The sequence below is a fragment of the Pseudoalteromonas sp. HM-SA03 genome, assembly GCF_002289345.1.
Classification (GTDB): Bacteria; Pseudomonadota; Gammaproteobacteria; order Enterobacterales; family Alteromonadaceae; genus Pseudoalteromonas.
In genome coordinates, this window is the sequence record NZ_NSDG01000081.1 from 971 (window position 1) to 25,862 (window position 24,892).

The following is a 24,892-nucleotide window of genomic DNA, read 5'->3' on the forward strand; positions in this document are numbered from 1 at the left end:
TAAGTAACATCAGCATGTTGAAGTCGCTTGGGTATCAACGAGTTTACGGCATCAACTTAGTATAAATCTACNTGCAGAGCAACGAGCACGGAAGACCATGATGCTCCCTTTGAACGGGTGGGGTTAGAATAAAAAGTTTCAAGCGACAAAAAGCCCAGAATAGCTGGGCTTTTTGTTATCACTCAGTTTGATGTGGTATTACCCTCTTTCAAACTCAGTGCTAGTCGTTCGTGTACACTAAGTGCTTGAATGAACTTGGTATACCTAAGTAACATCAGCATGTTGAAGTCGCTTGGGTATCAACGAGTTTACGGCATCAACTTAGTATAAATCTACACACGCAGATTAACGAGCACGGAAGACAATACGTCCCTTTGATAGGTCGTAAGGCGTCATTTCGACAGTAACTTTGTCACCAGTCAAAATACGGATGTAGTTTTTGCGCATTTTTCCAGAAATATGTGCAACAACCACGTGACCATTTTCTAGTTCAACACGGAACATTGTGTTTGGTAGCGTATCAAGGACCGTGCCTTGCATTTCAATTACGTCTTCTTTCGCCATGTGTAGCGTATCACCTCTTGGTTAAATTAAACGATGCAGATTTTGCCCAAAAGCGGGGAATAAGTAAAGTTACAAGCTGATTTTTTGTTAATTTGGTCGTTTATTCAGCCAGTTTTACCAAAGTTTTTTGCTTCTATTCCTAACGCATTTCAAAATCTGGAGCCTTTTTGATAGGCAAGGGCGACATTCTAGCATAGGAAAGCCTGCTAGTAACGCATGTTTTTTGTCCATGCTAAAGGATAGTTGCTGTGTAAAAGGAGATGTATTCCTGCATTTGAGCGAGCGAATGCAGGAAACTAAGTACTAAGCGCAAGGTTATGAAGCATCTAGATCAATATCTTGCCAAATATCTTTAACTAGCTTTTGTGCTGGAATAAATTGGGTTTTGTAACGCATTTTCTTGCATTCGTCGATTTGATAACCTAAGTACAAGTACGGTTTATTCTGTTTCGCTGCCTGTTCTAGCTGAGCCATTATCATGATAGTGCCGATACTTAGTGATTCATACTCAGGATCGAAAAAGGTATAAATAGCAGACAATGAATAAGGCATTGAATCAGTGACGGCTACTGCAATTAACTTATCTTTGTGCCATAGCTCGATAAAGACAATGTTCATCCAACGACAAAATAAGAAGCTTTCGTACTGGAGACGGTTAGGTGGGTACATAGAGCCATCGCTGTGGCGTAGACTGATATATTTTTCGTATAGCGGATAGTATTCAGGACGCTCCTGATGGCTAATAATTAGCTGATAATCTTGCTTTAATTTATTGCGTTTGCGTTTTTGAGATTTACTCGGTTTAAATTCTTGAGTTAATACTCTTACAGATTGACAAGCTGAGCATGCGGGACAGTGTGGACGATAAATCTGGTCTCCACTGCGGCGAAACCCTAATGCTAACAATTGTTCAAATCTATCTGGGCTGTAACAATTTGGGTCTAGAATAACCAGTAACTGTTCCTTCTGCTCAGGTAAATAACTACAACTAAATTGTTGGCTCAGTCCGATTTTAGAAGGAAAGTGTTCATTCATAGATAGCTTTCAACTCCTGAGGCTGCCACATTGATGATGGGATCTCAAATCGATCCGCCAATTTAAGTCTAGTCAAAAACTCGCGCCTTGGTACAACTTTTAACCCCAAACTTGTCAAATAAGGGTTTTCGAGTTGGCAATCAATAAAATGTGCCTGATGGGCTTTGAGCCAACTTACCAGTGCCCACATCGCCATTTTGGATGTATTAGGTAAGGTGTGGAACATAGATTCACCACAAAATACACCAGACTGCATGATGCCATAGAGCCCGCCAACGAGTTTGCCTTGATCCCATATCTCCACACTATGTGCTAACCCCTGAATGTGCGCTTGCTGATACGCAGCCAACATTGCATTTGTGATCCAAGTACCTTCAGCGGCCATTCGTTGATTTCTACAAGCTTCAATTACTTGTGAAAATGCGGTATTGATAGTGACGGTCGGACTGAGTTTACGTTGCGCTTTTCTTAGTGTTTTACCACAATGAAAATCTTGAAGCTCCAAAATGCCGCGCTCGCTTGGACTCCACCACATAATTGGCTCACCTTCATTAAACCAAGGAAAGATCCCATTGGCATAAGCGTTTCTCAGGCGTTCTACTTGTAAACAACCACCAATGGCAAGCAGTCCATCAGGTTCAGACAAGGCATAGTGATTTGGCGGAAAACGAAAGTCATCGTCGGCGAGGTGGAACAGTTGTTGGATCATTGAACAAACTACAAGATTGTTATTTATTTCAATATAGCAAATTAAGGCAAGGAGGGAAGAGGGTCAGCCTAGACCGACCCATTTATCTATTATTTTTGGCTGTCTAAGAAGCGCTCTGCATCTAGTGCTGCCATACAGCCTGTACCTGCAGAGGTAATTGCTTGACGGTAGATGTGGTCAGACACATCACCTGCTGCAAATACACCTTCAACACTAGTCTGTGTTGCATTACCATTTAGGCCCGACTGTACAACCAAATACCCATCTTTCATCTCTAGTTGGCCCTCAAACATATCTGTGTTTGGTTTGTGACCAATTGCGATGAAAACACCGGCAAGATCAAGCTGCTCTGTCGCTTCTGAATCAGTATCTTTGATACGAATACCAGTAACACCCATATCATCACCTAGCACTTCATCAAGTGTGCGGTTTAGGTGTAATACTACGTTACCGTTCGCCGCTTTATCCATTAAGCGATCGGCAAGAATTTTCTCACTACGGAAAGAATCGCGGCGGTGAATAACATGTACTTCTTCAGCGATGTTTGATAGGTAAAGTGCTTCTTCAACCGCGGTATTACCACCACCAACAACCGCAACCTTTTGACCACGATAGAAAAATCCATCACAAGTTGCACAAGCAGATACGCCACGGCCTTGGAACGCTGTTTCAGACTCAAGACCAAGGTATTTAGCAGATGCACCTGTTGCGATGATTAACGCATCACAAGTATATGTGCCTTGATCGCCAGTGAGCGTGAAAGGGCGCTTCGTCACGTCAACTTTGTTGATGTGATCGAAAATGATTTCAGTTTCAAAGCGCTCTGCATGCTCTTTCATACGGTCCATAAGTGCTGGACCTGTTAAACCATGTGCATCACCAGGCCAGTTTTCTACTTCAGTTGTTGTAGTCAGCTGACCACCTTGCTGCATACCTGTGATTAATACCGGGTTTAAATTTGCTCGTGCAGCGTATACTGCGGCTGTGTAACCCGCAGGACCCGAACCTAAAATCAACAGTTTGCAGTGTTTTGCATCGCTCATGTAATTTTCCTAACTTAATTCTAAAAAATGCTATTAAGCAAAAGTTTGTTCGATTCTATGTAATTCAATAGGGAAGTAAATAAAAAACCATAATCCGATTTGGTATAAATTGGCAAGTTGTCAAAAAATTTGTACTGTTTTGTTTTAAATCGACTACAGATTGAGCAATCTTGTTCGGGACTAGCAAAAAACGGCAGTATTTCATGACCTCAGGTTTTTTTTTTGGTATGTTTTAGAGAATTTTGTTTTGCTATCAAGAGTTGGTAGCCTAATTGAAAAGGTACATATGGCATTTTGGCAGAATACCCCGGGCTTTGGGTTAAGTGCACAAGATTGTGAGGTGTTAACTGATGCTAAGCAATATCATCAGACGCTTTTACAACTGATCTCACAGGCAAAAACGCGTATTTATATCACCGCACTTTATCTTCAAGATGATGAGGCGGGTCGCGAGATATTGCATGCATTGCACGAGGCTGCACAGCATAATCCAGACTTAACGGTAAAAGTGTTGGTTGATTTTCACCGTGCGCAACGTGGCCTGATAGGTGCTGAAAAGTCAGAAGGCAACGCCAAGCTATATTGTGATTTAAAAGAGCAGCTGGGCACTCAAGTTGAAGTGTATGGTGTGCCGGTAAAAGCAAAAGAGCTTTTTGGCGTGTTGCATTTAAAAGGCTTTGTTATTGACGACATCCTGCTTTATAGCGGTGCTAGTTTAAATAATGTCTATTTGCATCATGATGAAAAATACCGCCTAGATCGCTATTTTGTGATTAAACAAGCACAGCTCGCGGATAGCTTTTGCCACTTTACCGATCAAGTGCTGATAGCGTCTGACGCAGTACCTAGACTCGACATCCGTCCATTGCCTACTTTACTCGACATTCGTACTGCGCAAAAAAAGCTGATGAAACAGTTGAAAAAGGCCAGTTATGATATTTCAAAGGCGAACAGTCGGGAAGGTCTAACGGTTCGTCCATTTTTAGGTTTTGGTCGTAGAACTAATAAGCTAAACCGTCTTATTAAGGCGCTTTTCGATACCACAGAACAAGAGTTAGTACTTTACACTCCTTACTTCAATTTTCCAGCTCCTCTACTTCGCTCGCTACGTCGTTTACTGAAAACAGGTAAAAAGGTGACAATAGTGGTGGGGGATAAAACGGCAAATGATTTCTATATCAGTCCAGAGCAGCCATTTAGCCGAATTGGAGCGCTTCCTTATTTGTACGAAACCATTTTGTATAAATTTATCAAGTCGCAACGCCGCTTCATCACTGGCGGATTGCTGGATGTATATCTGTGGCAAGATGGCAATAACTCGTTTCACTTGAAGGGAGTGAGCAAAGATGGCGATACGCATTTAATGAGTGGTCATAACCTCAACCCAAGGGCGTGGGGGTTAGATATTGAAAATGGTATTCTAATAGAAGATCCCGACAAAGCATTATTGCCTCAAATCGAGTTAGAAAAACAAGAGATATTGAAACATTGTCGCCGCATCGACAGCCACGATGATCTCGAGATACTAGCGGATTATCCAGCACCTGTGAAAAAACTTCTTGGCCAGGCTAAGCGTGTGAAAGTCGACTTTATTATCAAGCGTTTTATTTAATTCAAACACTGTCAGTTTTTTAAAAAGGGACGAGCGTCCCTTTTTTACTTTCTTATTTTTGATTATACGCTTCGTTGTGTGAGCTTGCTGCGCGACCTGATGGATCGGCATTGCGCTGGAAAGATTCGTCCCAAGCAAGCGCTTCGGGCGTTGAACAGGCAACAGACTTGCCGTGAGGAACACACTTAGCTGCCGCTTCTCCTGGGAAATGCGACTCAAAAATGGTGCGATAATAATAGGCTTCTTTGCTATCCGGAGTATTGATTGGATAGCGGTAGTGGGCGTTTTCAAGATCCGAGTCGCTCACTTGCTGACTGACGTACTCTTTTAGTGAATCGATCCAGCTATAACCTACGCCATCAGAAAATTGCTCTTTTTGGCGCCACAATACGTCATCGGGTAAATAGCCATCAAACGCCTCACGGATAATGTGTTTTTCGATACGGCCATCTTTACACATTTTGTAGTCTGGGTTGGTACGCATGGCAATATCGACAAATTCTTTATCTAAGAAGGGAACACGTGCTTCAACCCCCCAAGCTGCCATCGACTTATTTGCACGTAAGCAATCAAACATATGAAGTTTCGCGACCTTTCGGTTTAGCTCGTTGTGAAACTCCTCAGCATTTGGTGCTTTGTGGAAATACAAATAGCCGCCAAATAGTTCATCGGCCCCTTCACCCGATAGCACCATTTTAATGCCCATAGCTTTAATGTAGCGTGCCATAAGGTACATAGGAGTAGAAGCGCGAATGGTTGTGACATCGTAGGTCTCTAGGTGATAGACCACTTCTTTAAGGGCATCAATCCCTTGTTGTACGGTAAAGTGAATGGGATGGTGAACTGTGCCGATTTTATCCGCTACCTTTTGTGCTGCAGCGAGATCGGGTGAACCTTCCAAGCCAATGGAAAATGAGTGAAGTTTTGGCCACCAAGCATCGGAAGCATCATCATCTTCGATACGCTTTGCTGCAAACTTTTGTGTGATAGCGGAAATCACAGAAGAATCTAAACCACCAGACAACAACACGCCATATGGCACATCGCACATCAATTGGCGTTTTACTGCGGCTTCTAGCCCATTTTTAACCGCTTCGGGGCTGGCCTCATTGTCTTTTACAGCACTAAACGCTTGCCAGTCGCGTTGGTAATACTCTCTTGGACCACCTTCTTTTGAATACCAATAATGGCCGGGAGGAAACTCTTCAATTTGCGTACAAATGGGTGTGAGCGCCTTCATTTCGCTTGCGACATAGAGGTTACCGCTTTGATCACGGCCAGTGTAAAGTGGAATAATACCGATGTGGTCTCGACCAATTAAAAAGGCATCTTCCGTTTCATCGTACAAACAAAATGCGAAAATTCCATTAAGATCATCTAAAAACTCAGGGCCTTTTTGCTTGTATAGTGCCAAGATCACTTCACAGTCTGACTCTGTTTGAAAGTCAAATGGAACGGTCAGTGCTTTTGCAAGCTCTTTATGGTTATAGATTTCACCATTGACCGCCAAAATATGTGTTTTTTCAGGGTTAAATAATGGTTGTGCGCCGCTAGAAACGCCGACAATTGCCAAACGCTCATGAACTAAAATGGCTTTTTCACTTGAATATACCCCTGACCAGTCGGGACCACGGTGTCTTAGTTTTTTTGACATTTCGATGGCTTGCTCTCGAAGTGCAAGGGGATCGGTCTTGATGTCAAGTACGCCGAAAATTGAACACATATTTCCTCATTCCTATTGATGTGTTGATAATATCAACAAATTATTATTGCTCACGGAAGCATAGTTACCATGAGATAGTTTAAGTTCTACCAAAAATAATTTGATAAGTCACACAATGAAATAGAGAAAATGTGAATTTTTTGTGAGATGAAATGGTGCAATTCTGCACCATTGTGGGGCATTGTTTATTAGTGTGTCGTTCCAGCGACAAGCTTAATATCTTGCTTTTGTGTAATGGCACTGGTTAATAGGATTTTTATTCCTTTAACTAGGGTGTCAATGTCCATACTGGGTGCACCAGGGTGGTGCGCTGCTTGGGAGGGTAAGTATGGGATATGCACAAAGCCACCACGGCACGCTAAGTCATGTGTACTAAGATAGTGCAGTAATCCATACATCACATGGTTGCACACGTAAGTGCCAGCAGTATTTGAAATGCTTGCAGGAACTCCCGCTTGAAGTGCACTACTTAGCATACTTTTTATTGGTAAAGAGGCAAAATATGCATCGGGACCGTGTGTAACGACTGGTGTGTCTATCGGCTGGTTTCCTGCGTTGTCGGCTATTCTGGCATCGTTGATGTTAATCGCGATACGTTCGATGGAGATATCACAGCGTCCACCTGCCTGGCCCACACAGATCACGATGCTTGGGTGATACTTATCTATCGCTTGCGTTAAAGACTCAATACTTTTGTCAAATTCACAAGGTAACTCTTTTGTGTGGATCAGGTGACCTTCAATGGTTTCACCCTCTAATAGCTGCGCTAATTGCCATGAAGGGTTGATGGACTCACCACCAAATGGGGTGAACCCAGTCACGAGGACACAAGGTTTACTGTAACTGGACATTAAAAAACGACTCCGTACATAAGAAAAATATTAATCACTAATAACGTTATAGCGGTTGGTATTTGCACTTTAATGACTTGGTACTTATCTTTTAAATCTAACAGTGCCGCTGGCACGATGTTGAAGTTAGCGGCCATTGGTGTCATCAGTGTTCCACAATAACCCGAATACATACCAATTGCGACAAGCGGTGCAGGGTCAGCGCCGTGGCCTTGGATCAAAAATGGCAGCGCAATACCCGCCGTCATTACCGGAAATGCGGCAAAAGCATTGCCCATTATCATGGTAAATAGCGCCATGCCCACACAATACAGTACAACGAGCATAAAACGGTTATCTGGCGAAATAAACAATGTCACTAAGTCTTGGATAGCAGTGCCTGTGTTGGCGACGATAAATACACCGCCAAGCATTGCTAGCATCTGTGGCAATATTGCTGCCCAGCCTATTGAATCGACCAAGCGACGAGACTCAGAAAGTGCTTGTAGTGGACTGCCTTTGGTTATCTTCCAGCTTACCAGCAATGCGATGGTGCAAGCGAGTGTCAGTGCTGAAAGCGTCACATGTTCCTGATCGAATAGATAAAAATCGCCGAGCTGGATCTCACTTAAGATGATAGTGCAGATAACGGTAACTATTGGAATAAGTACAGCAGGAACAAACAATTTATTACCAAACCGATTTGCATCTTCTGTTTTGGCTCGTTCGCACGGCATTTCGTAATTTCCCATGGAAACCATATTCATACCTGCAAGTAGTGCGATGATCACCACGTTGATGCCAATCCATAAATAAGTATTTCGCTCACCAATCAACGCGATAGAAGCATCACCAAAGATAAAGACAGAGCCAAATAAAAACCAAAATAGGGCGGTGGTGAGGCGCTTAGGATGGGCCTTATCTTGTAGCGTTTTCACCACTAAAAACATCACAATAAAGCCAATTAATAAATAGATGTTGTCAATTGAAAGTAAGCTAGATTGCGCGTCAGGAGTGTTCATTAAGCTCATAATGACTCCTCCTTAAGCGCTGAATTTGTATTGCTAGGTGTTTGCTCTTCTTCGCTTTGTTGCTGCTGACAGCGCGCAATTTCTGCCCGGATTTTTGCCTCAAATCGCGCTAACCGGAAAAGATGAACAATGAGCGCGGCAATTGCGGTTGGTATTGCCCAAAGTCCGATATGTAGCGGTTCAATCCCGGCAATGCCGTTTTCTTTTAAAAATGCATCCATTAGCAGTACAGCACCAAAGGCGATAAAAATATCCTCACCAAAGAACACGGCGATGTTATCGCAGGCCGCAGCATGTGCGCCTATCATGTCTTTTACATCTTGTGGCAGGTCGCCGTATTGGTTTGCCGCAGCGCCTATCGCCATCGGAGCGAGCAGTGGTCTAACGGTTTGCGCTTGGCCCGCTAAATTGATTAATCCCAGTGCAGCGGAGCACTCACGGACAACAAAATACATACTTAAAATTCGGGAAGTGGTCGCCCCTTTTATACCCGCAACCCAAGCTTTAGCGCGTTGCTGTAAACCGTAACGCTCTAAAATTGCAATCACGGGTAAGATAAGTAGAAAGCTTGCAAGCTGGCGAGAGTTCATAAACTTTTCGCCAAAGGTGGCAATTAAGTCGACAAAGTCTATTCCAACGGCAAAACCAGTAACTAGACCTGCCGAGGTGACAACCAATAAGGGATTAAACCTCAGAGCAAAGCCAATAACAATCACGGCAATGCCTAAAAGGGGAAGGAGATTTAGCTCAGTCATTTTGTTGTTCTTTATTTTTAAGCGCTAGCCTTAGCTGATTGAGATGCGCCTGTACTCGGTGAGATTCCTTTGCTGCATCTATAAGGGATGTTGATTTTAAATGGATACAATCGCCCGCGCCCAATTGGCTCAAGTGGCGCATATCGGCTTGAATGATGGTACCAATAATTGGATAACCGCCTGTGGTTTGGCAGTCATTCAATAGGATAATGGNCCACTAGGGGGGAGCTGAATAACGCCTGGGTGGACAGCTTGGGTTGCAATATTATGTGCATGCACTAGGCTACTATGGCCACTTAGGCGAATACCCATACGATTACTGCTGGGATTTACTTTCCAAATGGTGTCGTTTAATACACTCAGTGTCTGTTTGGAAATTAACTCGAGATGTGGGCCTGGGATAAAATGAATGAGCTTTTCGTAGCTGGGCTGCAGGCCACCAGCGGCGTCCTTGGCAGTGCTTGGCGTGTAGCTCAGCTTGTCCCCTTGTTTAAGAGCTCGGCCACTTATACCCCCAAAGCCTGCCATGAGATCGGTTGAATAACTCCCAAGCAGCTTGTCTATGTTGGTAAATCCACCTTCGACCACCAAATAAGCGCGTAAACCATCGCGATTTTGTTTAAATGTTAGCTTATCTCCAGCTTTAGCGCTGTAGCGCCAGCAAGGGTATACCGCTTCATCGTTTAAAGCGGCATTGAGATCTGCCCCTGCGATAACAAAGTTAGTGGGGGCGTGGAAGTAAAACTCGCATAAGCCAACGGTCACTTCAATAGCTGCACTATCGTCGTCATTTGACAAGAGTGTATTTGCAAGTTTAAGCGCGATAGGGTCAATGACACCTGCTTGACTTACTCCTAAGTGGCGAAGTCCTTGGCGACCCATGTCTTGAATAGTTGAAAGTGGCCCAGGTTTAATAACTTCTAGCATGATTTCTCCACAAAACGCACGACATCACCCGGTTGCAGCAAGCTTGCTGATGCAGAATTTGGGTCAAATAGCGTCGTATTGGTTTGTCCAATTAAATTCCAACCACCGGGAGATTGGCTCGGGTAAATTGCACTGTAGCTGTCTGCGATGGCAATACTGCCTTTGGGGACCTTGGTAATTGGTATGGATTTTCTGGGTAATTGAAGTGCGGTTGGTAACCCTGACAAGTAAGCAAAACCAGGTAAGAAGCCAATAAATTGCACTTGATAATCAACGCTTGAGTGCAACTCGATAAGCTGTTTTGGTGTCAGTTGTAATTCGTGGGCTATACGTTCAAAATCCTGCCCGAATTCTTTGCCATAAAACACCTCAATATGATGGTGTGTTGGCTTTACCTCTGCCACTTCTAGGTCTTGCCAATGTGCTTGGATTTTATGTTGCCACTGATCGGCTTTACGCGAGTCTTTTAAATAGGCAGTAACGGAAGATTTGGCAGGCACCACATCAATAAAATCACCGCTACTATCAAGCCATTTCTTGAGGGCGAGTAATCGTTGGTTAATTGGATTCTTGCTATCAGGCAAGCATGTTGCATTTACAACAATTGCTTGCTCACCTAATAGATAACAACTCACATCGGACATAGACAATAACAATTGGTTGCTTTGGTAAACGTTATATTTCTTATAACACACCTCGCAATTGAAACGAAGTTATTGCTACTAGTTGCCATTGTGTTGCAGTTACAAAAAAAGCCGTGTTTAAACACGGCTTAAAATCTGAGGATTTATTTAGCAGTTAATAGCCACTCGCTTAAGAGGCGAACGCCATAGCCTGTACCACCAGTTGGTACTTCGTCTTTGGCTGAGCTTGAAAGTGCGTTACCGGCAATATCGATATGAACCCAACGGGTGTCACCTGCAAATTGTTGTAGGAAAGTCGCAGCAGTTGTTGCACCTGGACCACCTGAACCTACGTTTTGGAAATCGGCGATGTCAGATTTTAGTTTGTCCTTATAGCCAAGCGGTAGACGCCATACGTTTTCGTTCACAACCTTACCTGCGTTGGTAAATTCTGTAACTAAGCTATCATCTTCAGAGAAAATTGCTGAATATTCGTTACCAACAGCACGAATTTTAGAGCCCGTTAATGTCGCGACGTCAATCATGATTTCAGGGCTGTAATGTTTACGTGCATACCACATTGCATCAGACAGCACCAAACGGCCTTCAGCATCTGTGTTGACCACTTCTACGCTAATGCCTTCTGCAGTGCGCAGTACATCACCCGGTGCGATTGCATACTGAGACACCATATTTGCCGCCATGCCCATGACTGCTACCACGTTTACGTCTGCTTTGCTTAGCGCCATTGCTTTTACTGTACCAAGTACGGCTGCCGCGCCCGCCATGTCAGATTTCATGCGTGCAATCGAAGCGCCGGTTTTGATGCTATAACCACCAGAATCAAACGTAATACCTTTACCGATCAGGGCAATCGGTGTCTCGCTGTTGCCTTTATAGTGTGCAACAACTAAACGAGAGCCGTGCTCACTACCACGACCAACGCCTTCAAGTGCGCCCATGCCAAGCTCTTTAAGTTCAGCTGGTGCTAATACTTTTACTTCAACGCCATATTGTTCAAGTTCCTTTGCTGCTTTTGCAAAGTCAACCGGGGTCATTTCTGTTGCGACTTCAGAGGTTAAGTCTCGCGCTAAAAATACGCCAGCTTGAATGTGTTGTAGTGCTTTATACTGAGCCCGTGTTGCTTGCTTATCGGCAACGTCGAAGTGATAGCTTACGTTAAAAGTGTTTGGCTCTTTTTTGTATACTTCGAAGGTGTGGTCACGAAGGTTTGCACCGTGTGCAAATTGTGCTGCTAGTTCTGCATTTGAAAGCGCTCCCTCAACGTCTTCGAATGCAACTGCAACATTCTCCAGCTTTTTACCTTCAAATTTAGCGTGTAAGTTACCGCCAAGTTTGGTCATTTTGCTCGCGTTGAGTTCGCCTGCATCACCTAAACCAACAATGAAGATACGCTTATAATCAGAGTCTACCGGCGCTAATACCTCAACTGTTTTGCCATACGCGCCTTTAAAATCTTCAGCAGCAATTGCGCGCTCCAATTGTTTACGAGTGTCTTTATCTAGGAACTTTAGATTACTTTGGTTTTCACCAGCTTGAAAAAGTACCAGTGCATCAGCGTCTGCAAGCTTGGTATTGAACTCAAAGTCAGCGGCATTTGCAGAAGTCATACTGGCAACCGCCAGCGCTAAAGCAGAAAAACGCGTAGTCAATGACATAATTTTATCCTCAGATAACTAAAATTGCGGCGTTTTTACCTCATTTGGAGAAATTTAGACACAATTTGTCGGTGAAGTAACAGCTTTTACCGTTCAGTGACATTAGGTAAGCGGCTTGTCAGCACGGTGCCTAATATCGTGACCATAATGTAGAGTGCAAGTAACACATTAATTGAAAATACCGAGGCGACGACACCAAGTGCACTTGTTAATAAAAGTACAATACCGATAATTGTGTTACTGAGCGTGACGTAACTGGTGCGTTTGTTTCCTTCAGCCATATCGACCACGTAGGTTTTGCGGCCCACGCGCACGCCTTGGTGAGCGATGGCAATGACAAAATAGCAAAGTGGAATAAACCAGATTTTTTCTAGCAGTGAAGAATAAAATAAAGAAGTTGCCAGTAGTACAGCAGTGATAGCAACGGTGATTGTAGCACCATAAATCATCACGTGTTTACTGGATTGATCGGCAAGGCGACCCCAAAATGCACCACTGACTAAACTAGCAAGTCCAGACACCGCTAACAAAGCTGCCAACACCCATGCACCGTTGCCAATATTCTGCTGCGCCAGCACGGTGAAATAGGGCGGAATAAGCGCAGAACTTAATAGCAATCCACGGGCTAAAATGAACTTTTTAAGTATTGGATCGGTTTTCAACAGTGCTAAATCTTGCTTTATTTTATCTAATCCGCTTTCACCGCCTTCGGTTGCCCCTTCATATTCTTTGATTTTTAAGAACGTCAGCGCACCAATCAGCCAAAAGATTGCAGCTAGTACCAGTGTGATCACAAAATTGACGTTGTTTACTTGAGTGGCAGCGATAAAAAGCCCAACACCAAATGTAACGGTTATAAGTCCACTGACAGAGGCGGCTTGGCCGCTAAGCTGGCCGCGCTTTTGTTTAGGGATAGTTTTACCGATGACATCTTTTGACGACACGGAACTTAAGCTGCGGGCGATGCTAAAAATCGCCAGTAATCCAAGTACCAACCAAGCGTATAATTGATTTTCAGTTTGCTGCCATGTAAGCAGTGCCATAAGTAGTACACAAATAGCTTGAGTAAGTGCGCCGAGAGACCAAAGGTGCTTTCGTTTAGCGTGCTTACGCACCCACTGGCCAATAAACAATTGTGGGATCAGTGAACCGGACTCGCGAATGGGGACCAGAGCCGATATCATATAAGCGGGAGCACCGAGTAATTGCATCAGCCAAGGTAGCGTGATCTTTGGGTTGAGTAGGGCATCTCCTAATTTGCCAAATAGTTGACTCAATAAAATAAGTACGTAGTTACCGGGAACTTCTTTACACGCCTTATCGTCAATCGCTTTACAGGCACGCGCTTCGTCATCATTGGTTAGCTTTTGATAGAGATTCTCACTTATTTTACTCACACCCATTCCTTTACTTTGCAGTTTTGCAGACAGCCTACTTCACTATCATGAACGACTTTAGATGAAATGATAATTAACCTTTAGCGGTCTCATTTAATACGCAGTAAATCATATTAAGTTCAATAAGTATGAAGTGATAGTCATACTTAGTTGTGACATACAGCATTGAGAGGGTAGTGATGAAAACATTACAGGTGGCCGCATCGATAGGGTTTATCATAATGTTAGGTGTGGGTGTATCGGCGCTCGCGGGGACAGATATGCCCAAGCCTAAAGTTGATGGCGCAAGTAACCATATTAAAACGTTAGTGTTGGGCTCTGGTTGTTTCTGGGGTCCAGAAAAACGCTACGAGAAAATGACGGGCGTAATAGACGCTGAGTCTGGTTATGCCGACGGTAAAGGGTTTAAGCCAAGTTATAGAGAAATCATTAAATCGAGCCGACGCTTTGATGAAGACAACTATGCGGAAGTGGTAAAGGTAACTTACAACGCAAATCTTATCACCACCGATGCGCTGCTAAAGTACTACTTTGAAAGTCATGATCCAACCCAAAAAAACCGTCAGGGTAATGACGTTGGAACGCAGTATCGTTCGATCATTCTCTATACTGACGATCAACAAAGTGACAAGGCCCACACATTAAAAGCGCAGTATCAACATTTATTATCTGAGCAAGGCTATGGCGACATTCAAACCAAGATTAAGCCGCTTAGAAAATTCTATCCAGCGGAAGAGTATCATCAAAACTACTTAACCAAGAATCCCAAGGGATATTGCCCAGATCACAGCACGGGAGTGACCTTTGAAAAGGTGACGAAAGATAAAACAGATAACACTATGCTAGCCCAAGGTAAGCATATTGTGATTGTTGATGCTAAAAGCTATTGCCCTTACTGCGAAAAGTTAAAAAAAGAGGTGTTAAATGACTATCAAGGTGATATTCCACTTCATTTTCGCTATGCAGATCAACTCGAAGGACTAATGATAAAAACCGCGACTTGGGCAACGCCAACGATCTTATTTATTGAAGATGGTGTTGAGTCCCTTGGCTTTCAAGGCTTTATGGCGAGAGAAGAGTTTTACAAGGCACTCGGTGCTTTTAAGCTGGGCCGCTCGGAAGCCTTTGACATTGCCTTTCAAAAAGGCACAGAACGACCATTTTGCAGGCAATACGATATCTTTAAAAACACACCAGATGGTGTATTTATTGATAAATTGAGTGGTAAAGCTCTTTTCGATACCCGAGATAGGTTTAACTCAGGCACTGGGTGGCTGTCGTTTACCCACCCAGTAAAAGGCAGCGTGACCTATCACAAAGATTTAAGCCACGGAATGGTAAGAACCGAAATCCGCTCAAAAAGCAGTGGTATTCATTTAGGTCATGTATTTAAAAATGAAGGGCCAAAAGGTCAAGACCGCTATTGTATCAATGCCCAAGTACTTGAGTTTAAAGCGAGAGAGGCGCTTTAGGTATTACGCCTAAAGCCACCGTTTGCTTCGGAGCCAGAGATAAATTTAAGTCGAAGTTACTTTTGTGCATTAAGAGAGTGTGTTTACTTTTTAACTTTTCAAAGTGGTACTTTGGTTATTTTCTCCTCAAATTTGATCTGCCATTTAAAATACGTAAAAGTAATTCTTATGCACTGTATACATATTCTATGTCTGTTTTGTTTGTGGTGGCTCGTTTCGGTACCGACAGCTTCAGTTTAAATGAGGGAGTAAAGACAGGTTTTATTGCCCGTAAACTTATTGGGAACGAATGAGAGTATTATGTTATGGTATAACTCTTAGACAACGAAGGATTTAGTCATGCTGACCTTAGCGCCATTCACCGCAACTCATGTAGAGGCAGTGAAACGAGTACACCTTGCGGAGGAGCAAATTCAATTTGCCGGTACCGCTGAGTCTTTTTTAGAAGACCAAAGTGAGACCACCCATTTGCATGTCATAAAGGTGGCTGATGAAATTATCGGATATTTTAAGTTTGATATTGCATATTCGAACACATATTCGTTTTGCCCAAAAAGCGGTTTAGGTTTAAGAGCATTTGTCATAGATAGCCAGCGACAAGGTCAGGGTTTGGGGACATTAGCCGCAACTACATTAGTCCCTTATGCGCAGGCAAGATATCCAGAATTTGAGTCAATATATTTAACCGTAAACTGTAGAAACCCAGCGGCGATTACCTGTTACCTAAAAGGTGGATTTGAAGATACAAATGAAAAATACCTCGGTGGTCCCGCTGGCCCTCAACATATTATGAAAGCATCTTTGTTCAGAAAGCACAGTAGTACAATATGACGTTGTACTATATAGCAATCGTGCCTTACACACCTTGTCGTGAGCTGATGATAGGTTGAACATGCCGTTGAGAAGCATTTTAAGATTGTGGCAAGTCGCGCTAATTTGAGTGTGTATCAAGTTTGTCATTGTCCTTCCTTGACGTACTTTTTTATTTGTCGCGAACAGTACGGGATAGGCGGCAAAAATTTAATTATTCAATGCGAATTACATTGCTAAAGTCATAAAATAGGCGTATACATCGCATCGACTTCTTGCTTTATTTTTTAGGTGTATCTGTGGACTTTTTTTGGGTGTTGTTACTCATTAGCTTGAGTGCAGTTTTCGCGCTGTGTGAAATATCATTGGCAGCGGCACGCAAAGTTAAATTACAAACCTTATTTGATCTTGGTGACGTTAGAGCCAAGAAAGTATTGTATTTGCAGGCCAATGCGCATCAGTTTTTTGCTGCGGTACAGGTGGTACTCAATGCCTTGGCAATTGTCGCGGGTATGATAGGCGAGTCGGTGTTTACTCCTTATGTATTGCAACTACTAAACTGGGTTGCAAGTTTTATGTTTGTTGACGTTGCGGCACATGCCTCGATGTTATTGCAAATATCCACTGTGGTGTCGTTTTTACTGATCACATCGTTATTTGTACTGTTTGCTGATTTATTGCCAAAACGAATAGCCATGGTTATCCCTGAAACTATCGCGATGCGATTTATCCATCTTATGCTTGCCAGCGTTTGGATTTTTAAGCCTATTATATGGCTATTTAACGTGTTCGCCGATTGGATAATAAAGCTATTCAATTTACCAAATGAGCGTGACGAACAGGTAACGCGTGATGATATTTATGCGGTGGTTGATCAAAGTGCTGAGCAGGGTGAACTGTGCGAACACGAGTACAATATCATTGGCAATGTGCTCGACCTTAACCAGACTAATATTACCCAAGCGATGATCAATCGCGATGCAATCGTGTGGTTAGACATTCAAGAATCAGAAGAAAACCTGAGCGCGTTAATTCAAGCGCACAGTTTTCAACAGTATTTGCTGTGTGACGGCTCGCTCGACAAAGTGATAGCTGCACCTGAGGCAAAACAACTGCTTAGCAATATTTTGGCTAAAAAGCCGTTACTGGATGGTCAACAACAAGAATTCCATAAGCCGGTAATTTTACTTGATACTCTAAGCCTTTCCGATGCGCTAGATGGGCTGAAAAGTCATGAAAGCAACTGTGCGGTGGTGATCAATGAATTCTCAACAGTGGTTGGGATGGTAACGTTATCCAGCATCTTGAATTTAATTGCACTGAAAGATGACCAAGCAATAGAAGCCCAATTTAGACAAAAGGATAACACCCGATGGCTAGTGCAGGGCGATATGTCGATTAAGGACTTTCAAGCTTCGGTGATTGAGTACGAGTTTGAACCGATTGAAGCCATAGAAACCTTAGCCGGTTTTGTGATCCACAGGTTAAAGCATTTTCCTGTGGAAGGAGAGTCGTTAGAAGTTGATGGTTTTAAGTTTAAAGTAATAGAAATTCAAGGATTGGCCATTAGGCAAATTGAAGTAACCAAAGAGCCCCAACTATAAGGGACTCAGTGTTTCCAACACCGCGTTGATTTCTTTTAGCACCAAAGCCGAGGAGTCCTGCATAAAAAAGTGCCGACCAGGTATTGCTTTAGGCGTGATACTTTGTTTAAAGCAACTTTCCCAATGTTGCATATCCATCCCTGTTGCTGCTTTATCCCGAGTACCATATAACACGATTGCAGGGACGCCGAGTTTACAAGTTGAGTCGTATTGATAGGTCTCTCCTAGCTTAAAGTCTGCTTTTAACGTCGGCAGCATCAGTTGTTGCAATTCGATATCGTTGAGCAAAGCTGGTGGTAACCCGCCCATTAAATTTACCGCCGCAATGAACTTCTTATCGTCAAGAGTATGGTAGGGGGGNCATATTGGGGTGCCTTCCTTGCAGCAATAAACAGGTGTTTAACGATATTACAGCCGCGATGTTGAAGTGCTAAGGCAAGCTCATACGCAATATAAGCGCCATTGCTATGACCGTAAAAAACGCTGGGCAGTGGCCTTGCCTCGCTCAAAATAGGTGAGATTTCACTGACCAAGGTATGAATATTATCAATGGCGGCTTCCTGACTCCGCTCCTTTCGCCCTGGAGCTTGGAGTGCGTATAAAGCGACATCTTCGGGCAGTTTTCCTGCCCAATTTTGGTAAACAGCTGCATCTGCCCCAGCGTAAGGAAAGCAAATGAGTTGTTTACGAATGGTGTTAGGCTTATTTAATAAAACTAGCCATTTTGAATCTATGTTATTTCTACATGTTGGTAATGCGACTTGGCTCATTGTTAACTCAATAGGTTCTTTTTGGTTGCTGTGAAAGTGGCTGGCAGTTTGTAGGTCGCGCGTAGCGAGAAAGCCACAAATGTAAGGCTCACGAGGGCTTGAACTACTACGCTTAGCACTGTGATATACCATAGGTCAGTAATCGAAAGTTGTTGCTGTTTTGCCAACCAAATAATTGGTAGGACAAAGGTAAATAGTCTCGTGGTGTTACTGTAAAGTGGCGGCCATGTATTGCCTGATGCTTGAAACAATCCCGAGCAAGTGAAAACAACCCCCGTTGCGATAAAGCTCCAAGCGACAATATATAGAAAGTAACGGGTGTGTTCGATGACTTGCGGGTTTTCTGAAAATGGCATGGCGAGTTGAGCGCCTAAGTGTGCTGCGAGTAAGGAAACTCCCAACATCAAGCTACAAGTCGCGAACAGTGACCAATAGAATGCCTGTCTAAATCGTTTGAAGTTCCCTGCGCCGTAATTTTGTCCTGCTATTGCTGGCAGTGAAAATGCGACGGCCATCACGGGCAAAAACAGAGCTTGGATCACTTTCGAGCCAATTCCAAATCCGGCTTGTACATCGGTGCCAAAGTCTTTTAATACCCAAAATGTTGTCGACATATAAACAAACATCAGAATAAGTTCCGCACCTGCTGGGAAACCCACTGAAAATAGCCGTTTTATGGTGTGACGATGAAACGATAAAAACAACTGGCTATCAAGCATTAAATAACGTTTGTCGTGATAGAGATAAAACCAAAGTGACAGCACGGCTATCACAACAGAAATGGAACTGGCCAGCCCCGCACCTGCAATGCCCATTTCTATTCCGAATAGCCATCCCGAGATTAAGATGGGCGACAGAATAATATTAATAATAAGAGAGCCGATTTGCGCGATCATCATTGGCTTTACAACACCAGTTCCTCTCAGTGCAGCACCGATTGTAGTCATAATAAACTGCAGCACTAAACAGGGTAAAAACCAGTATGAGTAGCTTAATGCTGCCTCTGTGGTTGCGGGATCTTCGCTGGTGATGTGCAGATAAGATTTGATGCTATAGATACCTGTTAGTATCAAGATGGTACCAAGTGCCACGGAAGCGAATAGTGCTTGGTTAAATACAAGATTGGCGCTGGACTGATCCTTTTCTCCTACCGCGTGCGCAACTAATGTTGCGGTTCCGACATTCAAAATCTGGCTGACGGCGAAAATCAAAAACATGATATTGCCAATTAAACTGAGCGCTGCGACTGGAGCACTGCCTAAGTCTGAAACAAAATAGAGATCGGTAAGCACATAAAGTGTTTGCACAAACATCCCAATCGACATTGGTAGCGCCATAGCTACTAGATGCTTAGGTAAGGAACCTTGAGTTAGATCTTTCACGCAGCTACCTTTTCCTAATACCTATTGTCGAGGGAGTGGAACGTGGCACGTTGTCATATTCTTGGGATAGCTGAGTTGATTTGGTGTATCTTGGCCTATTTCCACGTCTACTGATGAACCACCTAAATGGGTGAAGAATACCTTTGGCAACCTCAAAGGCGCATGGAAATAAATGTGGTTTAGTAACCCCAACTTCAATTGGACTATGATCCGGGCGGTAAAAAAAGCTTCCGAATAATCGGTCCCAAATACTCAAATCAGAACCAAAATTTCCGGCCTCTTTCAATTCTACGCTATGATGGAAACGATGGAGTTCTGGTGTTGCCACGATGTAGTTTAGCCATCCCATACGAACGTTTACATTGGCATGAATGAAATATCCGTGCAGAGCAGTAAATTGACCAGCAATGAACATTCCTTCGGCTGAGAAACCAAGCAATAGAAATGTAGTCTGTATAACTAGCGCGCTTAACAATACTTCCAGAAAGTGAACGACAGAGTTATTACTTACCGTAACTTTGTTAGGCCGATGATGGATCCCATGAAAGCTCCAAAGAAACAGATGCCGATGTTCTAATCTATGTAGCCAGTACCCGATAAACGAGCCGACGAGAATGGCTAGAATGGCATTTTGTGCCAAGCTCAAAGTATTTTCGATAGGGGCGAGCTGGAGTGCAATTACTCGCACTAGTGTCTCGCTAAACGCCCCGTATACGATGACGAGAATAAAGCACAAGCCATCTCTGCTCCATTCCTTTTTACTGGGATGCCATTGTGTTTTAAACGGGTTTAGTCTTTCCATGATTATAAAATAGGCAATGATGATAAGCACACTAGAGAATGCCGCTAATCCAAGGTCAATGCCTTGTTGCAAGACAAAGATACTGTAACCAATAAGGATCAAAACGATCAAAGGGTAGCAGGTAAATGCACAAAGCCTGCGAAGTTGGTTTTTGCTTGGACTAGGCATAGTTGTCTGCCTCATTGGTGAGGTGTGACTGCGTACTTTGTTGTTCTGAATAGCAAACTCTGAATGGCTTTTTATCTTGTCGGCAAAGGTATTGTGCAACATAGCGGCCACTGGCTGTTGAGTGTGTTACGCCGCTAAATGTGCTCCATTGCCCCGCATAATAAAAGTTGTCTAGATTAGGGAAGGTGGGACCATGCTTGATTTGGTAGTTCTCTAATTCTTCTGTCAGCGGCGCAAAAGGATGCCAAGCTAAAACGGTCCCATTGTGATTCTCGGTATAACGTTCACAGGTTAATGGCGTTACAACATCTATAAACTCAACTTTGTCGCTAAGACCTTCAAAGTATTGGTCAAGGAACTCGACTATCGCCTGACCCACTTTTTTCTTTGCCTGCTTATATTCGGGTGAGCGGCGTTTACGTGTATATGGATTACGACTCTGCCCTGAAGAGGTAGATTGCACGACGTTTTGCTCCATTGCTTGCCATGCGTCACTTTTTGATAAATAAGTGACGTATAAGACTGATTTGCCGCTTGGTGCATGATCTGGATATAGCGTATTGCGGATTTGCACACCAACCCCACTATGATAATTACCGACCAGTTGGCGCGAAATCGATTCGGGTAATAAGTATGAGGTATAAGGGTCATGGTCGGAATAGTCTGCATCTACAGCGATAAATACCGCAACACAGCCCGGAAATACCACGCTGTTTGCATCTTCTTCTAACTTAGTAAGCAGTTTATCCAGCACGGGGTGAGGGTAGCGATTTTGCAACATCTTACGAGTGAGTTTGTAACTATCACAACTGGCGACAACGTAGTCAGCGTAATGGAGAGAGCCATCGGCTAGTTGCACACCAACCACCCGGTCATTGTCGATGAGAATGTGCTCGACTTTACTTTTATACTGAATGTTTGCCCCTAGCTCTTTTGCCCGATTTGCCAATCGCTTCGCAAGGCCTAATGAACCAATACTAGGTACTCCTGCATTTTGGTTTGCAGCACAAGCTAAATTAAAGACAAAGGGCATTAATCGTAACTCGCTATGGCGGTCAAATATAATCCAGTTGAGTGCTTCGGCAAGCGTGGGGTTTGAAAAGCGCTTAGAAAAGTCTTCCATAGTGACAGCAAGCGTTTTCATAAAGGTGCGCATATAGGGCAGCAATTGCCACATCATTTTGCTTTTTTCCCACCATGTCATCAAGCCACCACTTTTAAGAAAAGGGAAATACGGCATACACTTTTGTAGTTTTCGGATATGTCCACAAAGTTCAATAATTAGCTTTCTATCTTCAGGAAAGCGCTTAATCAGGGTGGACTCTAACTTGTCTGGATCCACATAAAAGCGGATCTTTTCACCGTTAGTCGTGACGACTGAGTTAAATATCTCAGTGTTGTAAATAGGCACGTTTTCAAGACAACCTAGTTCATCCCAGATGGTTGCCATTTCATTGTTGGTTCCCGTGCCGTTTAACCAGCTGATACACCAATCGAAAGTGTATTCTTTTCGTTGCCATGAGGTGCAGCACCCTCCTGGTGTTTCATGCAGTTCGAAGACGGTGCATTGATAGCCATTCATTTGGCTATAAGCAGCGGTACCAAGACCAGACATACCAGCACCAATGATAATCACAGACTTTTGTTGTTCGGACATAGTTTTGTTCTTTTAATGATGCTCGACAAGCCATTTTAAATACCGAATTAGCCCGTCGAGCGAAAACATAAAGTGCATCTTAAGCTGTTTCGCAGGCAAGCTCTTGAAGCACGGCGGCAATCTCTTGGCACCAATCGTCGATGCGCTGCTCGGTGAGCTCCGGTTGGTTATCATCATCAAGCGACAAGCCGAGAAACTCGCTACCGTTTTCACTTAACCCTTTGGACTTGGTGAAGTGGTAACCTGAATTTGGCCAGTAACCAATTGCCGTGGCACCTTGCTCGGTTAGTTTATCGTGCAAGATGCCGATACCGTCTTGAAACCATTCGTCATAACCAACTTGATCGCCCTGACCGAAGATAGCCACGATTTTTCCGCTGAAATCCTGTTGTGCTAGGCTTTCCCAACGTGATTCCCAATCATCCTGTAAACCACCGTATTCCCACGTTGAAATACCAAAAATCAAAAATTCATAATTTTCGGTTAAGGTTAATTCGGTGTCTGCTATATCAAAGAGGTCGACGGTAAACTGGTTTAGGTTTGCTTTTATTAATTCTGCCGCGGCTTCTGTGTTACCTGTTGTGCTGCCATAAAATAGGCCAATACGAGTACTCATAATATCTCCTTTTAATTCTATTGGTTAAGCAACATGCTGCTTTTGTTCACTATAAGATTGAGGTTGGTGTAGTGGGTTTTCACCGATCCAAGCCTGAAACGGCTTGTCATCATCGCGGCATACAAAGTGCAGAACATGTCTGCCTGTGGCTGCAGCACGGATCAACCCACCCGTTGTCACCCAGTGACCAGCCATATAAAAGTTGCTAAGGCCGGGCAGTCCTGTTGTCCCGTTGGTATTTATTTCGTCTTCTAAACTTTCACCACTTTCCAAAAATGGCTGCCACGCCAATACCGTTCCTTTGCTGTTGCGGGTATAGCGAATTTGGGTCAGGGGGGTCGCGATGTCGATATATTCGATATGATCTTTTAGTCCCTCAAAATGAGTGGAGAGCTTATCGATTATAAATTCACCTAAGGTCTTTTTAGCGAGGCGATATCGAACACTACGCTTGACCCTAGTGTGATGGCGTTTAGTTGCCGTTGTTTCTTGGAAATTATTTAATTCAGCCCACGGCTCATAAGTTGAGAAGTAAGTGATATAAAGCACGGATTTGCCTTCAGGGGCGATATGCGGGTAGTGTACATTGCGCACCTGCACATTGATCCCCGGATGCGTCATACCTGGACAGTGGGCAAGATCTTGTTGGTCTAACAAGTGGGTGCGGCAATGGGGGTGATGAGTGTAGTCTTTATTTACCCCCAAAAATACAGAAACGTATCCTGGGAACATTTGACCATCGGTCTCCCTTAACTCGTCGTATAGCTTGTCTAACACAGGGCTGGAATACTGGCCATCAAGCATGTTTTTTACTACATCCGTACCGTCACATGCTGAGATCACTATATCGGCATACATTTTTTGGCCATCGCTGAGTTCGACACCGATGGCTTTGTTGTCTTCGACCAAGATCTTGTGTACTCGGGTGTTGTATATGATGTCACCCCCCAACTTTTTATATCTTGCTTCCATTGATTGCGCGAGACCTAGCGAGCCTCCTTCGGGCACACCTGCATTTTTTTTCGCCGCGCAGGCCAAATTAAAGTAGAAAGGTAACAGCGGGAAGCTGGGATGTTGCTCATAAAAGATAACGTTAAATGCCTTTTGCAGCAGCGGATGTGAAAACTTAGCGGCAAAGTCCGACATCAATGTCGCCATGGATTTGCGGATTAAATTGAATTTTTTGATAAATGGCCACATCATCTTTAGCTTTTGCCAGCGTGACATAATGCCAACTGGCACTAGAAAGGGATAAGCGTCTATCATTTTGACGAATTCACGAATGCCATCGCAAAATTGTGTGATGAGCTTTTTGTCTGCGGGAGAAATGCTCAAAAGGTGGGCTTCGAGTTTATCTGGATCTGCGTAGAAATGCACTTCTCCTAATTCTTCATCAATAACTGAATTGAAGATTTCAAAGTCTCTAATTTCTTTATCATCCAGCGCACCTAACTCTTGCCAGATTTGATTCATGCCGTTACCTGCGCCACTGCCGAGTAACCAGCTAATACACCAATCAAAAATATAATCTCTGCGTTCCCACGATGTGCAGCAGCCGCCGGGAATATCGTGCAGTTCTAAGATCACGCTCTTGTAGCCGTTCATTTGTGCATAGCTACCGGTTGAGAGTCCACCCATACCGGCACCTATGATGATCATAGATTGTCTTTGTGTGGTCATAAT

Annotated in this window: 24 protein-coding genes; 4 read left to right on the forward strand and 20 right to left on the reverse strand. The window is 43.6% G+C overall.

Going from position 1 to position 24,892, the window contains the following annotated elements:
- Positions 1-345: 345 nt before the first annotated feature.
- The 4 genes from infA to trxB all read right to left on the reverse strand — a co-directional run bounded on the left by infA (position 346) and on the right by trxB (position 3,351).
- Complete coding sequence (gene infA / locus CKO50_RS15870) at positions 346-564, reverse strand: translation initiation factor IF-1 (protein ID WP_002962494.1); 219 nt, start codon at positions 562-564, stop codon at positions 346-348.
- A gap of 315 nt (positions 565-879) precedes the next feature.
- Positions 880-1,599, reverse strand: a complete 720-nt coding sequence (locus CKO50_RS15875) for an arginyltransferase (protein WP_095728943.1) — start codon at positions 1,597-1,599, stop codon at positions 880-882.
- Positions 1,592-2,308: a leucyl/phenylalanyl-tRNA--protein transferase gene (aat, locus tag CKO50_RS15880; protein WP_095728944.1), complete on the reverse strand. Its 717-nt coding sequence runs from the start codon at positions 2,306-2,308 to the stop codon at positions 1,592-1,594. The genes CKO50_RS15875 and aat overlap by 8 nt, the downstream gene beginning before the upstream one ends.
- An 89-nt stretch (positions 2,309-2,397) precedes the next feature.
- Entirely contained in the window at positions 2,398-3,351 is a 954-nt protein-coding gene (gene trxB / locus CKO50_RS15885; RefSeq protein WP_017217521.1) for a thioredoxin-disulfide reductase, read from the reverse strand.
- A 286-nt stretch (positions 3,352-3,637) separates the two neighbouring features.
- Here trxB and pssA point away from each other — a divergent pair, with 286 nt between their 5' ends.
- A complete protein-coding gene (pssA, locus tag CKO50_RS15890; protein ID WP_095728945.1) occupies positions 3,638-4,963 on the forward strand; it encodes a CDP-diacylglycerol--serine O-phosphatidyltransferase in 1,326 nt (441 codons plus the stop codon).
- Between the two features lie 52 nt (positions 4,964-5,015).
- On the opposite strand, the gene asnB is transcribed toward pssA, so the two are convergent.
- The 9 genes from asnB to CKO50_RS15930 form a co-directional block, all read right to left on the reverse strand.
- Complete coding sequence (gene asnB, locus CKO50_RS15895) at positions 5,016-6,686, reverse strand: asparagine synthase B (RefSeq protein WP_095728946.1); 1,671 nt, start codon at positions 6,684-6,686, stop codon at positions 5,016-5,018.
- A gap of 188 nt (positions 6,687-6,874) precedes the next feature.
- Positions 6,875-7,537: a pyroglutamyl-peptidase I gene (gene pcp / locus CKO50_RS15900; RefSeq protein ID WP_095728947.1), complete on the reverse strand. Its 663-nt coding sequence runs from the start codon at positions 7,535-7,537 to the stop codon at positions 6,875-6,877.
- Positions 7,537-8,547, reverse strand: a complete 1,011-nt coding sequence (locus CKO50_RS15905; RefSeq protein WP_095728948.1) for a DUF979 domain-containing protein — start codon at positions 8,545-8,547, stop codon at positions 7,537-7,539. Before CKO50_RS15905 ends, pcp begins: the two co-directional genes overlap by 1 nt.
- Entirely contained in the window at positions 8,544-9,302 is a 759-nt protein-coding gene (locus CKO50_RS15910) for a DUF969 domain-containing protein (protein WP_095728949.1), read from the reverse strand. The genes CKO50_RS15905 and CKO50_RS15910 overlap by 4 nt, the downstream gene beginning before the upstream one ends.
- Positions 9,295-9,504: a hypothetical protein gene (locus tag CKO50_RS24765; protein WP_255230049.1), complete on the reverse strand. Its 210-nt coding sequence runs from the start codon at positions 9,502-9,504 to the stop codon at positions 9,295-9,297. Before CKO50_RS24765 ends, CKO50_RS15910 begins: the two co-directional genes overlap by 8 nt.
- Complete coding sequence (locus CKO50_RS15915; protein WP_255230050.1) at positions 9,501-10,229, reverse strand: biotin-dependent carboxyltransferase family protein; 729 nt, start codon at positions 10,227-10,229, stop codon at positions 9,501-9,503. Before CKO50_RS15915 ends, CKO50_RS24765 begins: the two co-directional genes overlap by 4 nt.
- Entirely contained in the window at positions 10,223-10,873 is a 651-nt protein-coding gene (gene pxpB / locus CKO50_RS15920; RefSeq protein ID WP_095728950.1) for a 5-oxoprolinase subunit PxpB, read from the reverse strand. Before pxpB ends, CKO50_RS15915 begins: the two co-directional genes overlap by 7 nt.
- 143 nt (positions 10,874-11,016) lie before the next feature.
- Positions 11,017-12,531, reverse strand: coding sequence for a leucyl aminopeptidase (locus CKO50_RS15925; RefSeq protein ID WP_095728951.1), 1,515 nt, complete (start codon positions 12,529-12,531; stop codon positions 11,017-11,019).
- 86 nt (positions 12,532-12,617) lie between these two features.
- The gene (locus CKO50_RS15930) at positions 12,618-13,934 is read right to left on the reverse strand and encodes an MFS transporter (protein ID WP_255230051.1); all 1,317 of its coding nucleotides are present in this window, start codon (positions 13,932-13,934) and stop codon (positions 12,618-12,620) included.
- 215 nt (positions 13,935-14,149) lie between these two features.
- Between CKO50_RS15930 and msrA the strand changes: the two genes are divergently transcribed.
- The 3 genes from msrA to CKO50_RS15945 all read left to right on the forward strand — a co-directional run bounded on the left by msrA (position 14,150) and on the right by CKO50_RS15945 (position 17,814).
- Positions 14,150-15,400: a peptide-methionine (S)-S-oxide reductase MsrA gene (msrA, locus tag CKO50_RS15935; RefSeq protein WP_255230078.1), complete on the forward strand. Its 1,251-nt coding sequence runs from the start codon at positions 14,150-14,152 to the stop codon at positions 15,398-15,400.
- 339 nt (positions 15,401-15,739) lie between these two features.
- On the forward strand, positions 15,740-16,231 hold the full coding sequence (locus CKO50_RS15940; protein ID WP_095728952.1) for a GNAT family N-acetyltransferase: 492 nt from the start codon (positions 15,740-15,742) through the stop codon (positions 16,229-16,231).
- Positions 16,232-16,509: 278 nt separating this feature from the next.
- Positions 16,510-17,814, forward strand: coding sequence for a hemolysin family protein (locus CKO50_RS15945; RefSeq protein WP_095728953.1), 1,305 nt, complete (start codon positions 16,510-16,512; stop codon positions 17,812-17,814).
- Here the strand turns inward: CKO50_RS15945 and CKO50_RS24770 are convergent.
- From CKO50_RS24770 to CKO50_RS15975, 7 genes are all read right to left on the reverse strand, one after another.
- A complete protein-coding gene (locus CKO50_RS24770; protein ID WP_255230052.1) occupies positions 17,809-18,123 on the reverse strand; it encodes a thioesterase II family protein in 315 nt (104 codons plus the stop codon). The two genes, CKO50_RS15945 and CKO50_RS24770, sit on opposite strands and share 6 nt — an antisense overlap.
- Before the next feature lie 5 nt (positions 18,124-18,128).
- Complete coding sequence (locus CKO50_RS24775; RefSeq protein ID WP_255230053.1) at positions 18,129-18,584, reverse strand: thioesterase II family protein; 456 nt, start codon at positions 18,582-18,584, stop codon at positions 18,129-18,131.
- 2 nt (positions 18,585-18,586) lie between these two features.
- The gene (locus tag CKO50_RS15955) at positions 18,587-19,966 is read right to left on the reverse strand and encodes an MATE family efflux transporter (protein ID WP_095728954.1); all 1,380 of its coding nucleotides are present in this window, start codon (positions 19,964-19,966) and stop codon (positions 18,587-18,589) included.
- Between the two features lie 4 nt (positions 19,967-19,970).
- Positions 19,971-20,936 (reverse strand): sterol desaturase family protein, encoded by a 966-nt coding sequence (locus CKO50_RS15960; RefSeq protein ID WP_095728955.1) that lies wholly within the window; start codon positions 20,934-20,936, stop codon positions 19,971-19,973.
- A complete protein-coding gene (locus CKO50_RS15965) occupies positions 20,929-22,593 on the reverse strand; it encodes an NAD(P)/FAD-dependent oxidoreductase (RefSeq protein WP_095728956.1) in 1,665 nt (554 codons plus the stop codon). Before CKO50_RS15965 ends, CKO50_RS15960 begins: the two co-directional genes overlap by 8 nt.
- Positions 22,594-22,672: 79 nt before the next feature.
- Complete coding sequence (gene fldB, locus CKO50_RS15970; RefSeq protein WP_095728957.1) at positions 22,673-23,209, reverse strand: flavodoxin FldB; 537 nt, start codon at positions 23,207-23,209, stop codon at positions 22,673-22,675.
- Positions 23,210-23,233: 24 nt separating this feature from the next.
- A complete protein-coding gene (locus CKO50_RS15975) occupies positions 23,234-24,889 on the reverse strand; it encodes an NAD(P)/FAD-dependent oxidoreductase (RefSeq protein ID WP_095728958.1) in 1,656 nt (551 codons plus the stop codon).
- Positions 24,890-24,892 lie beyond the last annotated feature (3 nt).

What these genes read in the sequence shown, in the direction of transcription:
- CKO50_RS15960 (WP_095728955.1), bottom strand. Translation starts at nt 20,936, where the DNA reads ATGCCTAGTCCAAGCAAAAACCAACTTCGCAGGCTTTGTGCATTTACC.
- pcp (WP_095728947.1), bottom strand. Translation starts at nt 7,537, where the DNA reads ATGTCCAGTTACAGTAAACCTTGTGTCCTCGTGACTGGGTTCACCCCA.
- CKO50_RS15975 (WP_095728958.1), bottom strand. Translation starts at nt 24,889, where the DNA reads ATGACCACACAAAGACAATCTATGATCATCATAGGTGCCGGTATGGGT.
- fldB (WP_095728957.1), bottom strand. Translation starts at nt 23,209, where the DNA reads ATGAGTACTCGTATTGGCCTATTTTATGGCAGCACAACAGGTAACACA.
- CKO50_RS15965 (WP_095728956.1), bottom strand. Translation starts at nt 22,593, where the DNA reads ATGTCCGAACAACAAAAGTCTGTGATTATCATTGGTGCTGGTATGTCT.
- asnB (WP_095728946.1), bottom strand. Translation starts at nt 6,686, where the DNA reads ATGTGTTCAATTTTCGGCGTACTTGACATCAAGACCGATCCCCTTGCA.
- msrA (WP_255230078.1), top strand. Translation starts at nt 14,150, where the DNA reads ATGTTAGGTGTGGGTGTATCGGCGCTCGCGGGGACAGATATGCCCAAG.
- CKO50_RS24770 (WP_255230052.1), bottom strand. Translation starts at nt 18,123, where the DNA reads ATGGGCGGGTTACCACCAGCTTTGCTCAACGATATCGAATTGCAACAA.
- aat (WP_095728944.1), bottom strand. Translation starts at nt 2,308, where the DNA reads ATGATCCAACAACTGTTCCACCTCGCCGACGATGACTTTCGTTTTCCG.
- CKO50_RS15940 (WP_095728952.1), top strand. Translation starts at nt 15,740, where the DNA reads ATGCTGACCTTAGCGCCATTCACCGCAACTCATGTAGAGGCAGTGAAA.
- CKO50_RS15875 (WP_095728943.1), bottom strand. Translation starts at nt 1,599, where the DNA reads ATGAATGAACACTTTCCTTCTAAAATCGGACTGAGCCAACAATTTAGT.
- trxB (WP_017217521.1), bottom strand. Translation starts at nt 3,351, where the DNA reads ATGAGCGATGCAAAACACTGCAAACTGTTGATTTTAGGTTCGGGTCCT.
- CKO50_RS15925 (WP_095728951.1), bottom strand. Translation starts at nt 12,531, where the DNA reads ATGTCATTGACTACGCGTTTTTCTGCTTTAGCGCTGGCGGTTGCCAGT.
- CKO50_RS15905 (WP_095728948.1), bottom strand. Translation starts at nt 8,547, where the DNA reads ATGAGCTTAATGAACACTCCTGACGCGCAATCTAGCTTACTTTCAATT.
- infA (WP_002962494.1), bottom strand. Translation starts at nt 564, where the DNA reads ATGGCGAAAGAAGACGTAATTGAAATGCAAGGCACGGTCCTTGATACG.
- pxpB (WP_095728950.1), bottom strand. Translation starts at nt 10,873, where the DNA reads ATGTCCGATGTGAGTTGTTATCTATTAGGTGAGCAAGCAATTGTTGTA.
- pssA (WP_095728945.1), top strand. Translation starts at nt 3,638, where the DNA reads ATGGCATTTTGGCAGAATACCCCGGGCTTTGGGTTAAGTGCACAAGAT.
- CKO50_RS15930 (WP_255230051.1), bottom strand. Translation starts at nt 13,934, where the DNA reads ATGGGTGTGAGTAAAATAAGTGAGAATCTCTATCAAAAGCTAACCAAT.
- CKO50_RS15910 (WP_095728949.1), bottom strand. Translation starts at nt 9,302, where the DNA reads ATGACTGAGCTAAATCTCCTTCCCCTTTTAGGCATTGCCGTGATTGTT.